Origin of the sequence: Runella defluvii (assembly GCF_014195535.1) — a bacterium.
GTDB lineage: Bacteria > Bacteroidota > Bacteroidia > Cytophagales > Spirosomataceae > Runella > Runella defluvii.
Map to the genome: position 1 here is coordinate 138,826 of NZ_JACIBY010000008.1, position 13,981 is coordinate 152,806.

Annotated in this window: 5 protein-coding genes; 2 read left to right on the forward strand and 3 right to left on the reverse strand. The window is 47.6% G+C overall.

From position 1 onward, the window contains the following. The first annotated feature begins 158 nt into the window (after positions 1-158). Entirely contained in the window at positions 159-4,895 is a 4,737-nt protein-coding gene (locus tag FHS57_RS18895) for a family 16 glycosylhydrolase (protein ID WP_183976423.1), read from the forward strand. A 100-nt stretch (positions 4,896-4,995) separates the two neighbouring features. Here FHS57_RS18895 and glgP read toward each other — a convergent pair whose 3' ends face one another. Then, positions 4,996-6,642, reverse strand: a complete 1,647-nt coding sequence (gene glgP, locus FHS57_RS18900; RefSeq protein ID WP_183976425.1) for an alpha-glucan family phosphorylase — start codon at positions 6,640-6,642, stop codon at positions 4,996-4,998. Between the two features lie 222 nt (positions 6,643-6,864). On the opposite strand from glgP, the gene FHS57_RS18905 reads away from it, so the two are divergent. Next, a complete protein-coding gene (locus FHS57_RS18905; RefSeq protein WP_183976427.1) occupies positions 6,865-9,126 on the forward strand; it encodes an alpha-L-rhamnosidase-related protein in 2,262 nt (753 codons plus the stop codon). 507 nt (positions 9,127-9,633) lie between these two features. Here the strand turns inward: FHS57_RS18905 and FHS57_RS18910 are convergent. Both FHS57_RS18910 and FHS57_RS18915 read right to left on the reverse strand, forming a co-directional pair. Further along, positions 9,634-12,969, reverse strand: coding sequence for a DEAD/DEAH box helicase family protein (locus tag FHS57_RS18910; protein ID WP_183976428.1), 3,336 nt, complete (start codon positions 12,967-12,969; stop codon positions 9,634-9,636). Beyond that, a complete protein-coding gene (locus FHS57_RS18915) occupies positions 12,962-13,972 on the reverse strand; it encodes a PDDEXK nuclease domain-containing protein (protein WP_183976429.1) in 1,011 nt (336 codons plus the stop codon). Before FHS57_RS18915 ends, FHS57_RS18910 begins: the two co-directional genes overlap by 8 nt. Positions 13,973-13,981: the final 9 nt, after the last annotated feature.

The following is a 13,981-nucleotide window of genomic DNA, read 5'->3' on the forward strand; positions in this document are numbered from 1 at the left end:
AACTGGTTTTTAAACCCAATTTTTGCCCTGTCCAGTTAATGTCCAAGTGATTTTTGGTAATAAAATGAGAAAAAATTGAATGTTTGCGAGCAATTAGCGACGCGTCTCGCATTTAACCTATGATTTCTGATTTTCTTACCTTAACTGTTACTTGTAAAATGAAAAACAATGTACGCCATGTTTTTTGTCTCAGTGCAATGCTCATTGGGATGCTAGTGTGTTTTTCGACGGGCAGGGCTTGGGGGCAAGCGCCTCCTGGCTACCGATTGATTTGGAGCGACGAATTTAACGGAGCTACCATCGACCCTGCCAACTGGGGTTTCGATATTGGTGGTTCGGGTTGGGGAAACAACGAATTGCAGTACTACACCAATCGGCCCGAAAACGCTTTTTTGAACAACGGAAATCTTGTCATCGAAGCCAGAAAAGAAAGTTACGAGGGCCGCGATTATACCTCCGCTCGATTGTTGACCAAAGGCAAACGCGATTTTCTGTTTGGCCGCATTGACATTCGGGCAAAACTACCCAAAGGGCAGGGGATTTGGCCTGCACTTTGGTCGCTTGGAAAAAACATCGACCAAGTGAGCTGGCCTGCTTGTGGTGAAATGGACATTATGGAGCTATTGGGACATGAACCAAACAAAATGTACAGCACCGTTCACTGGGCACCTCCAGGGGGTGGGTCAACCAACCTCCCCGCAAATTATGTACTGCCATCGGGTGATTTTTCGCAAGATTTTCACGTCTTTTCAATGGTTTGGGAAAGAGACATCATCAAATTTTACGTAGATGAACACCTGATTACCACGGTGACAAAGGCAAACATCACGGGAAATTATCCCTTCAATGATCCATTTTTTCTCATTTTTAACGTTGCAGTAGGGGGGAATTGGCCTGGTAACCCAGATGGAACTACCACTTTTCCCCAACGGATGTACGTGGACTATGTGAGGGTATTCCAACAAGAAACCAGTTTGGCTGGGCCAACGGTGGCGGCTCCTACGCCAATTGAACCTGCTTCTCGCGTGATTTCGTTGTTCAGTAATGCTTACACCAACGTTGCGGTGGATACGTGGTCGGCATCTTGGGATGTGGCCGATGTAGAAGATGTAGCAGTGGCGGGTAATGCAACAAAAAAATACACCAATCTTACCTACGCTGGTGTGGAGTTTCATACCCCTGGGCCAGTGATTGATGCCAGTTCGATGGAGCGCTTTCATGCCGATATTTGGACGCCAGACGCCAGTACTTTTAAGCTTAAATTGGTCGATTTTGGAGCCAATGGCGCTTATGGTGGGGGTGATGATACCGAACATGAATTGACCTTTACGCCCACATTAGGCAACTGGTATTCGATTGATGTGCCTCTTAGCAATTTTACAGGCTTGACTTCGCGAGCTCACTTGTCACAGTTAATCATTGTGGGTGATGGCGGAAATAAATCGGTATGGGTTGACAACGTTTACCTTTATAAATTACCTCCGACCCAGCCAATGGTGGCAGCCCCAACGCCTACCCAGCCGTCGGCCAATGTAAAATCGTTATTTAGTAATGCTTATACCAATTCGCCCGTAGATACCTGGTCGGCTTCGTGGGATCAGGCAGATGTGGAAGATGTGATGATTGAGGGCAATACCACCAAAAAATATTCAAACTTAAATTACGCAGGCGTCGAATTTCATACCCCAGGCCCCGTGGTAGATGCCAGTATCATGGAGCGTTTTCACTTGGATGTTTGGACAGCCAATGCCAGTACTTTTAAGGTGAAATTGGTGGATTTCGGCGCGGATGGTGCCTTTGGTGGTGGCGATGACACCGAACACGAGTTATCGTTTTCGCCTACGTTGGGAGAATGGTTTGCCATCGACGTACCATTAACTGCTTTTGCCAATATGACTTCTCGTTCACACCTTGCTCAGTTAATTTTTGTGGGTGGGGGAGACAAGACCGTCTGGCTAGATAATATATATTTTTACCGAACAAGTGAAGCTCCAACCGAACCAATGGTCGCCGCTCCAACACCGACGCAGCCGTCGTCGAACGTAATTTCATTGTTCAGCAATGCTTATACCAACGTCGCCGTGGATACATGGTCGGCACCGTGGGACATGGCGGATGTAACAGAGGTGATGGTGGCAGGAAATGCCACGAAAAAATACAGCAACTTGACCTTTGCAGGCGTGGAGTTCCACACCCCAGGCCCCGTAGTGAATGCCACCACAATGGAGCGGTTTCACGCGGATGTGTGGACGGCCAATGCGAGTACAGTCAAGGTAAAATTGGTGGATTTTGGTGCCAATGGTACGTTTGGAGGTGGCGATGATACCGAGCACGAGTTATCCTTCACGCCAACCCTTAATTCATGGTTTGCCATCGACGTGCCGTTGAGTAGTTTTACAGGCATGACTTCAAAAGCCCACGTAGCTCAGTTGATTTTGGTGGGTGAAGGTGGTGGTAAAACCGTATGGGTGGACAACATCTATTTTTACAAAACAACGCCCATCGCTACTGAGCCCACTGAAGCTGCTCCTACGCCCACGCAGCCATCGTCGAACGTAATCTCGCTCTTTAGTAATGCTTACACCAATACCCCCGTGGATACTTGGTCAGCCTCGTGGGACATGGCAGATGTGTCGGATGTGATGGTGGCAGGAAATGCGACCAAGAAATACAACAATTTGACCTTTGCAGGGGTGGAGTTTCATACGCCAGGCCCCGTGGTGAATGCTACAACGATGGAACGTTTCCATGTTGATGTGTGGACGGCTACAGCAAGAACATTTAAAGTAAAACTGGTGGATTTTGGAGCCAATGGTGCTTTTGGCGGTGGCGATGATACCGAGCACGAGTTGTCGTTTACGCCGACGCTTGGCACTTGGTTTTCGATTGATGTACCGTTGAGTAATTTCACGGGAATGACATCTCGTTCGCACGTAGCCCAATTACTTTTTGTTGCGGATGGTAAAACAGCGTGGATTGACAACGTCTATTTTTACAAATTACCTCCAGTAGAACCAATGGTGGCTGCCCCAATGCCTACCCAACCGTCGTCAAACGTGATTTCGTTGTTCAGCAACGCTTATACCAATGTCGCCGTGGATACGTGGTCAGCCCCGTGGGACATGGCGGATGTGTCGGACGTGATGATTGCGGGAGATGCGACGAAGAAGTACAGCAACCTGACATTTGCAGGAGTGGAGTTTCACAGCCCAGGCCCAGTCGTGAATGCCACTTCGATGGAACGCTTCCACGCGGATGTGTGGACGGCCAATGCGAGCACGTTCAAGGTGAAATTGGTAGATTTTGGCGCCAATGGTACGTTTGGCGGTGGTGATGATACCGAGCACGAGTTGACATTTAGCCCGACCTTGAACTCATGGTTCTCCATTGATGTGCCTTTAAGCAACTTCACAGGGATGACTTCAAAAGCCCACATAGCACAGTTGATAGTTGTAGGTGAAGGTGGAGGTAAAACCGTGTGGATTGACAACGTTTATTTTTACCGAAACACCGCCCCTGCCCCAATTGTGAGCCTTTCGCCGATGGGCAATTGCGGAACTCCTGTTGATTTTTCAGGTACGGCCAATTGCGGAAGTTCTTCGGTGGTGTGGTACAATGCCACGACCAACGAAGCATTGCCTAACTTACCCGCAAAAACTCCTACAGCCACTACTTCTTACTACGCTCGTTGTAAGTCGGCCGACGATAAGTTAAGCGATAAGAGTGAGGTGGTTACCTTTACCGTTGTATCACAAGTTATGACGCCAACAATTACAGTTTCACAAGCAACTGTTTGTACAGGAACAACCGTGACGGTTTCGGCCAATTGCCCTGCGGGTAGTAAAGCCTTCTGGAATACGGGTGTTAATGAAAACAGTTTCCAAGTAGCTTTCAACAACGTAACCCAACAGACCTTTAAAGCAAAATGTGTATTTGCAGGAGGCTGCGAAAGTGGGGAAAGTGCTGCTAAAATGGTGAGATGGAAAGCGTTTGATTTGACATTTATCAATATTGGTCAAAGTAAATCGGCAGTTAAAACGTCCAATAGCCGTAGTGAGTGGGAAAGTCAATTTATCACGTCAGATGGTGGGCCGTCTTTGGAGGAAAGTACCCAGCAAAACCCAACCTTGTATTTTGCTGAAAATGTGAACAAAATGGCACCACGGTACTGGACTATTCATGCTGATGCCTGTGCCCTCGGTACAAATGGTTCATTAACGTTTGATATGAGAGCTACCCCAGAGACAGGCGTGGTGCGTTCGTACAATACCCACGAAAACAATGCTCCTTACTTTATGTACGGTAATCGCGATGGTTTTACGGAATTGTACGCCCAAAACCACCCCGCGTATGGTTTTTACGAAGACAATGGTGCAGGAGCGAATGTGTATGACGCGGGCTTACCCAAAGGATTGTACAAACTGAGCGTTCGCTATTGGGATCAAAAAGGCTGGGGAAGTGTCTATCCTGCCACCCGTAAGCCTCAAGGAAACGTGTTGGTGTACCAAGAATATTGGTTCCGTATCCAGTCAAAAGACGGGGTTGGAGTAGGCGCAGCGCGGGAAATGGCAATGGGCGAAGGGCAAGAGGCAAATGGCAAAGGGCAAGGGTCGGATGACGGAAAACAGATAACCGATAACGGGTCTTTCGCTACAATTCTCCCTAACCCCGTCACCAACCTCCTCCGCTTGAAAGTGCAAGATAGCAAGGGGCAAATGGTACAAACTTCCTTAACGGACGCATCGGGTCGGAAAATTTTGCACCGACAATTTACGCCCGAAACCAACACCCACCACGAAGAGTTTGAAGTTGGAAATCTTGCCAGCGGAATGTACTTTTTGCAGGTGACAACCCCTGAAAAACAAGCAACCCTGAAAGTAGTAAAAGTAGATTAATAACCGTTTGCATCAATGACAATGGGCTGTTTCGGAAGAAACAGCCCATTTGTTGTTTAGAGAGTCAGAAAATTCGTCATTCTAAACTCGTAATTCCCAATTATTTATAAACCTTCTCATAATACTCCGCCACCATGCGGTCAGAGTTAAAGAAGTCGCCTACTTCATTCATGCTTGTCAGGACGGTCTTGTACCAGTCTTTGGGGCGTTGGTAATAAAGCGGCAAAATCTCGTTTTCGAGCATGTCAAGCATGTTGGAAATATCTTCTCCGTCGCGGTTGTGGTCAGATGCTACGGGAACGATAAATGAGTTTTCGCCGTGGCGAGAAAATTCACACACCCAGCCGTCGTAGGTTGAAAAGTTGAGACTGGCGTTCATCGCCGCCGTCATTCCACTGGTACCCGAAGCTTCGCGCGTCACCACGGGCGTATTGAGCCATACATCCGAGCCTTCTTTGAGCTGCTTCGACAAGGCCAATTCGTAGCCCGTCAGCACCGCCATGTTGGGGTAGAGGTGACTGAGGTAATACAAATGATTAAATGTCTGAATGGCGCCCTCGTCTTTGGGATAAGGCTTCCCTGCCCAGATAAACTGAATCGGGAGGTCTTTATTACGCATAATTCGGTCAAAGCGTTCTTGGTCGCGGGTAAGTAAGTCAGGGCGTTTGTAACCTGCAAAACGTCTCGCCCAAACGATGGTAAGCACATTCGGGTCAAAAAGTTTCCCCGCTTGGTCGGCTACGGTTTTAAACAATTGCCCTTTTAGCGCTTTTTTACGCTTTTCGAGGGCTTTTAAATCGCCTTTTTCGCGGGCTTTTTCTAAGTCGGCATCCGCCCAAGAGGCTTTGTGTTGGGAGTTGGTTACGTGGGTAATGTCACAAATATCCTTGGCCCATCCCCACATCTGCCGCGACACTTCCCCGTGAAGTTTTGACACGGCATTGGCTTGGTGGCTCAGCCGAAGTGCGGCCAACGAGTGATTAAATACATTATCGGAAATGCCCGTAATCTTGCGAGTCTCGTCCAATTTAAGACCCGCAAAAAAGCTCAGGTCGTTCAAAAAGTGAATGTCATGTTTTTCATTACCTGCTTCTTCGGGCGTGTGCGTAGTGAACACAAACTTCTTCTGAACGGCTTCTTTTTTACCCAACTTTTGGTACATATAGAAAACCGACGACACCGCATGGGCTTCGTTGAGGTGGTAAATGTCGGGGTCGTAGCCAAGTTCATCCAAAAATTTTGCTCCTCCAATGCCTAAGACCATGCACTGCATCACTTTGATGGCAGGGTCGGAGTCGTACAACCGATACGAAATTTGACGCGCCCAGGTGTCGTTGCCGTCGGTATCAGTGGTCAAGAAAAACATCGGAACCGTCCCAAAAGTCGTTGGGTCGAGAAAATAGGCCGCTACCCACACGGGCTTATTGGCAATCGTAATTTGGAAGCGGATGCCCGTATCTTTCAGAAAACTGTACATTTTTTCCCGAAACTGAGGCATCATGCTATTGTCAGCATTGCGCATTTGGTCGTAGTACCCAAATTTCCACAACATCCCGACTCCAATAAGATTTTGTTTTAAATCGTGCGCACTTTTCATGTGAGAACCCGCCAAAAATCCCAAGCCACCCGAATAGGTTTTTAGGGCTTGGTCAATGGCAAATTCCATTGAAAAATAGACCGCAGATTTTTTAAAGCGAGTATCGAACGCATACGGATGTGCGTAGGCCGCAGGAAGTTTTTTTGCCATAAAAGTAAATCATCATAGGTTTAAGGCTGCTAAGCTAAGAAAAAATACCTAATCGTGCAGCAGGTTTCTCATTGGTGTGCAGCAGGTTTCTCAAAACCTGCTGAATTCGTCGAAAAATGTGTGGTGGTTTTGAGAAAACACTTGCACGGGTAGGGTGGTTTTGAGAAACCACCTCACACGGGCACGGGGCACACGGGTATAAAACCCATTTTTTACCTTTTTATGTTAGCAATAACTTGCCCATTGATGCGTGATTTTATGAAAAAACTACCCCTTTTATTGTGTTTATTGGTGGAAACAACGGCCATTTTAGCCCAAAACAACGCCCCCAACCATACCCGTGTTCAGCAAGGAAGTGTGTCACCAACGGGCTTGACCGTAGAGTACATCCGAGAACCAACACAAGTAGCCATTAAAGATGGACAACCCGAATTTGGCTGGTTGGTACCCACTTCAGCCGTTACACAAACAGGTTTTCAAGTACTTGTGGCTTCTTCCAAAGCACTTATTGACAAAAACGAAGGGGATGTATGGAACAGCGGCCCAGTCTATAAAAATGGTTCAACCAACGTAACCTACCAAGGAACAACCCTGCAAACGGGAAAAACCTACCATTGGAAAGTACGCATTTGGGGTGCAGCGGGGCGTCCGAGTCAGTATTCAAAAGCGCAGGTGTTTACCGTGGGAAAAAGCGATGGAGAACTAACAACGGGCAATCGTTTCCAAACTGACCGCATAAAGCCACGCGTTTTTACCAAAAAGGCCAATAATTCGTACTTTGTTGATTTTGGTAAAGATGCTTTTGCCAATTTGGAAATCAACTACGCAACCAATACACCCGATACGTTGATTTTTCATTTGGGGGAACAGTTGGAAAATGGACAAATCAACCGCAAACCCACGGGGACGATTCGCTACCAAGAGGTGCGATTAGGTGTGTCGCCCAACCAAACAAAATATACCCTTCGATTAAAACCTGACCAACGAAACACGGGGCCGAAGGCGGTGGTTTTGCCCGATTCTTTTCCCGTATTGTTGCCTTTTCGTTACTGCGAAATCGAAAAAGCCAGCAGTCCGCTGCAAGCCAAAGACTTGACGCAAGTGGTTTATTACAATTATTGGGAAAATAACCAAAGCTACTTCAACAGTTCGGATTCGGTGTTGAACGCCATTTGGGACATGTGCAAATATTCTATCAAAGCCACCACGTTTGCGGGCTTGTACGTGGACGGGGATCGTGAGCGGATTCCGTACGAAGCGGATGCGTATTTGAACCAATTGAGCCACTACACCACCGACCGCGAATACGCCATTGCGCGCCGTACGATTGAGTATTTTATGCAACATCCTACATGGCCGACGGAATGGCAACTGCACGTGGCGATGATGTTTTATGCCGATTACATGTACACGGGGAACACGGAATTGATTGAAAAATACTACGAACCGTTGAAGCACAAAACGCTCATGGAACTCGACCGTGAGGATGGACTTATTAGTTCGCAGTCGCCCAAAAATACCCCTGAGTTTATGAAGAAACTGGGCTTCACCGACCCGAAAGAAAAATTGAGCGACATCACCGACTGGCCCCCCGCGCAAAAAGACACGGGCTGGAAATTGGCGACGGCCGAAGGGGAACGCGACGGGTTTGTGTTTCGCCCAATTAATACCATGATCAACAGTTTTTACTACAAAAACATGGTAATTATGGCCGAATTTGCCAAGATTTTAGGAAAAACAAGCGACGAACTTGATTTTCAACTCAGGGCAGCGAAAGTCAAAACGGCGCTTAACGAGAAGTTGTTTGATAAAATCAAAGGCCATTACGTGGACGGCGAAGGCACTGACCATGCGTCGGTTCATGCCAATATGACGGCCTTGGCGTTTGGGGTTGTACCAGAGGTTTACAAAAAATCAGTGGCTCAGTTTATTCAATCGCGCGGGATGGCGTGCAGCGTCTATGGGGCGCAGTACCTGATGGAAGCGCTTTACGAAGCGGGCGCGCAAGACTACGCGTTGCAATTGTTGACCGACCAAAGCGACCGTAGCTGGTACAACATGATTCGGATTGGCGCAACGATTACCCTCGAAGCGTGGGACATGAAATACAAACCCAATTCTGACTGGAACCACGCTTGGGGAGCGGTGCCTGCCAACATCATTCCGCGTCAGTTGTGGGGGATTCAGCCCAAAACGGCGGGCGGAAGTGTGGTATCTATCAAACCACAATTAGGGAAATTAGCGTCGAGTGAAATCAAGGTGCCTTTTATGATGGGCAACGTAAGCGCAAGTTACCAGCGAACGAGCGACGGCATCAAGCGTTTTACTTTTGACGTTCCCGCCAACATGGCCGCTGAGGTAGAAATAAAATCTAAGGCGGAGGACAAAGTAGTGGTGAACGGAAAGCAGGTAGCTTCGGCGTTTAAAACCCTACAACTAGGCCCAGGCAAACACGAAATAACGTTGAAAGAAGCCGTTCGCTAAAACGCAGGCAGGAAAAAGGCCAGTTGCTTGCGAATGTAAAGTTCATTTTCTACTTTTGCACCCACAAAATATCGAAGAGGTATTTTTAGGGCCCATAGCTCAGTCGGTTAGAGCATCTGACTCATCAACAACTGTTAAAAGCAGTTAACGGTGCCGCTAGCAAGAGATTGTTAGATGGAATAGGGGTTAATTCAGGGAAGCCTTAACGGGTAGCGCCGATGGTAATCCTGAGCCAAGCCAAGTGAACGGTTTAAAAGTAACTTGGAAGGTGCAGAGACTAAGAAGTGAGGAAACCAACCAATAAGCTTCTACTAACGCCCCTCACCCGACTCCTAAATTAATTTGGGAAGGGTGGTGAGATAGTCCTACTACTTTGGGAAACCAGAGGAAAGTGAATCAGGTGGTCGCAGGTTCGAGCCCTGCTGGGCCCACAAAAAAGCACTTACGAGCAAAACTTGTGAGTGCTTTTTTTATACCCCAAACGCCCAGAATTACGTTCTCTCTTTGTTAGGCGGCTTCGGCATTGTGGTTGATGGTTTCTAGTAAATTGATAATTTTGGTAGCTACAGCATTATCAAACAAACCACCAATCCCGTTTGAATTAATATCCGTAAAAGGTGACTCGAAAAGCATAGCGGGTTCAACCATTCCCTTCACGGTCAGGAAGTTGATAATGGTGTCTATGAACTTGATTTGCTGGGCATTGAAGGTTTGATGGCTCAGTATTTCGGCAAAAGCCAACTTGGCCGCTTGTATGTCTAACCCAACGATGCTGCGGATAAATTTCCCCAACGGTTGCTTACCATAGGCTTTCGTAAACTCCTCTTTGGTGCCTAAGTTGCCTTGTTCAAACAATAGTTGGTCGAGACTTTCTAATTCCGCTTGGGTGATAGGGAGGTTGTTGCGGAGTTTGTGGATAACAAAATGGGTGCTTTGTTCTTTCAGGTACTGCTCTACCTTGCGTTTGTAGGCATCCAAGTCGTTAAAATGATACACCAATTGATGTTCGTGCGCTTTACCCGTAAACTCATCTTCAAACATCGTAAAATAGATGAGGGTATTTTCCGAATCCAAAAATTGAATGATGTCACGCAGCTCAATACGGACTTTTTCAATTCCCAAAATCGTGCTTCCTTCCCAAAATACTTTCTGCTGCACTTGGTGGAGGGTGTCCATTTTTTTGGCTACGGCTGGTAGGCTGGCTTTCTTGCTGAGCTTACCTGCGGTGGCCACTACTTTTTGAATCAGCGTAGCTTGCTTTTTTTCTCCATTCAACACACTCAACTGGAGGTCGAGCATGAGGGCATCAAAGCGTTTGGCCAGTTCGTCTTGCTCGGCTTCCAACATCAAGGGTGCGATGTGGTCGCGGAGTTCTTTGTGGTCCAAATCGCTGAGGGCGTTCCAAGCATTGGGGTCGCGGTACTTCTCGACAAATGCCCAGTGCTGACGCACCACGAAACTGTCGCCGTTTAAGGCTTGGGTCTGCTTGATTAATTGGCCGAGGAGGGTTTGGCCGTATTCCTTCAGTTCGGGTTCTTCCTGACCCAACAGTACCAATGCCAAGCGCAAGCGCAGTTCAAACAATCGCTGGCTCAACGATTTACTATTTGTCCCTTCTTTGCCTTTGGGATGGGCGTTGAAAAACTCGAAGTTTTCGCAAAAATCGAAAATTACAAACTCTTTTTTGTCTTGGCCTGTCCCAAACAAGTCTTTGCACAAGCGGGTGCCTCGGCCTATCATTTGCCAAAACTTGGCGCTGCTGCGTACGGGTTTGAAAAATACCAAATTGCAGACTTCGGGCACATCAATGCCCGTGTCGAGCATATCTACCGACGCGGCTATTTGGGGCATTTTGGCTTTGTCCTTAAACTTGTTGAGCAAGTCGTCACGTTTTTCTTCCTGATAGTCAATCACTTTTAAAAACTCACCTTTGTAGGCGGGGTATTGTTTGTTGAAGCGTTCTTCAATAAACTTGGCATGGGTGTGCGAACGGGCAAACACGATGGTTTTGGCCAGCTTATCGCCTCCTTCTACTTTGAGGCCGTGTTTCATCAAATGCCCGATTACTTTGTCCACCGTGTCGGTATTAAACAGCCATTTGTTTAAAGCGGCGGCGTCTATTTCGTCGGGAAAGGCACCCGTAACAGGGTCGGAGAATTGTTCTTCGTAGGCGCGTTTTTCTTCTTCGTTGAGGTCGGCATATTTGATGCCGCTTCGCTGAAATTTAATAGGGACTGAAATGGCTTTGGGTGGCACCAGAAAGCCATCGTTGACGGCCTGCTCCAACTCGTAGGCAAAAGTGGGGTTGTTGGGTTCCATGTCAAACAACCCATAGGTGTCGCGGTCAGTTTCTGATTTGGGCGTGGCGGTGAGGCCAATGCGAATGCCGTCGAAATACTTGAAAATATGCTTGTAGCGGTTATAGACGCTGCGGTGGATTTCATCGAAAATAATGACGTCGAAGTGCCCTACGCCGTAAAAACGATTGTTGCCGTCGGCCTCGCCATCTATCATGTGGATGATGGTTTGGTAGGTCGAAAACACAAGTCGGCTGCTTTCGTCTTCTTTCTCTTTGGTCAAATCTACGGCGGGCAGGTGGGGCAAATACTGGTTCAGGTTGATTTTGGCCTGATGAATCAAGGCGTTTCTGTCGGCCAAAAACAAGACGCGTTTTGCCCAGTTGGCTTTGCTCAGTAAGTCCACGATGGAGGCCGCAACCCTGGTTTTGCCCGTGCCAGTGGCCATGATGAGCAGGGCTTCGCGGTGTTTGCCATCCAAGGCTTCGGCTACCCGCCGAATGGCTTCGTGCTGGTAGGGGCGGTCGGTGATGGCGTTGTTGATGGGTTGGGTGGCCAGTGTTTTTTGGGAGCTGCGCCTTTGCACCATTAGCTGCAATTCGTCTTTGGTATAAAACCCAAACACCTCGCGGGGGGGATAGTTGACATCGTCCCACAGGAAAGTACGGAAACCATTGGAATAAAAAATAACGGGACGTTGATTATATTCCTTTTCCAAGCAGTCGGCATACAGTTTGGCTTGGTGCTGCCCTACGCGGGGGTCGCGTTGGGTGCGTTTGGCTTCTACGACGGCCAGAGGTTTGCCATCGTCGCCCCACAGTACGTAGTCGGCAAAGCCGTTGCCGTTGGCATCGCCGTGGCCTTGGGGCATTCCTTTGACGGGGTATTCGGGGACATTGAACCCATGCGGGTCCCAGCCTGCTTCGCGCAGCAGGGTATCAATGTAGAGTTTGCGGGTAAGGGCCTCGTCGGGGTCGGTGGGAGGTACCACAAAGGCTTGGTTCTGCGCTTTGATGGCCTTGATGCTTGCCAGCTCGGCTTCCAATTTGGCGAGTTTGCTCTGCGACTCGTGGTAGTTGCGTTCTAATACTTGAAGGTCGTGCTTGTATAAATCCTTTTCTTTGTTTTTGGGGAGGAGGCTTTCGTCAAATCGGGGAACGGAAACGCGCTCTTCGTGGTAGAGCTGCACCGCCCAACCAATAAATCCGTGCAACAATTTCAGCGCGTACAGGGCTTCTTGGGGGTTGATTTTGGCTGTGGTATGCACGGCGGTATTGCCGAGCTTACGGATGAGGTTGATTTGGTTGAACTGTATGGGTGCTACCAAGTTTTTGAAACCTTGGGCGTGCATGAGCGAACTCAGTGATGTGTCGTGCGGCAATTCCAAATCGGCGTCGCGCTCGTACATCCAGCGTACCCACTCTTCCAAGCTTTTGCGGCAGAGAAAAGCCGCCACCAAAGGCGCATTCAATACTTGCCGTTCGGCTTCTTGTGGCGATTGGGCCAAATCAGCCCATGGAGTGGGTATGAAGGAGAAGTTACTCATTGCCTTTTAGTTCGTTTTCAATTTCTTCGATGGTGGGGAGGCTGCTTTTAAATTCTTCGGGAAACAGCTTGGTGAGCTGATATTCTGAAATGCCTATGGGCTGGTTGATATTTTTTAGCGCATAGTCGGCAATGACGTTGTTTTTGTTTTTACAAATCAGTAGCCCGATGGTGGGATTATCTGTTGGATGCCGAAGTAAATCATTGGCTGCCGAAAGATAAAAACTCAATTTACCCGCGTATTCGGGGATAAAATCGGTGGCTTTTAGTTCGATAACCACGTACGCCCGTAGTTTTAGATGATAAAACAAAAGGTCAATAAAAAACTCACCCCCACCTACTTGCATTGGCACTTGTTTGCCCACATACGCAAAACCACTGCCCAGTTCCAGTAAAAACTTCGTAATATTTTCTACCAACGCGTTTTCCAGTTCGCGCTCGCGGTAATTCTCGGTAAGCGTCAGAAAATCAAATTGATAAGGGTCTTTGAGTAATTGGTTTGCCAAATCGGAAGTAACATCGGGCAAGGTATGGTTGAAATTGGTAATGGCTTTGCCTTGGCGTTGGTAAAGTTTGGATTCTATTTGCAGCTCCAAAATAGCTCTGCTCCACCCATTTTCGATGGTTTTTTGGATGTAAAATAAAGCTTCTTGCTGGTCTTTTGATTGGGTGAAAATTTCTACGTGATGCCTCCAAGGAATTTTTCCACCAAGCTGGTGGAAAAAGTTTGCCCCTTGATAAAATTGGTAAAACCGCCTGATATTGTACAAGTTGGTTTTTGAAAACCCCTCCATATCGGGAAAGTCTTTCCGCAAATCAACCGATAATTGACCGAGCCAGTTTTTCCCCCACTGACTATCTTTGGACTTATCGGAAAGCATTTTTCCAAGTTCAAAATAAAAAAACACCAACTCACTATTGGCTGCCAACGCTACCTTTATGCGGGCTTCACGGATGTGTTGTTTCACTTCTTGAAGCCAATTTTTATATTCAGAATTGACCATGTGTATGAT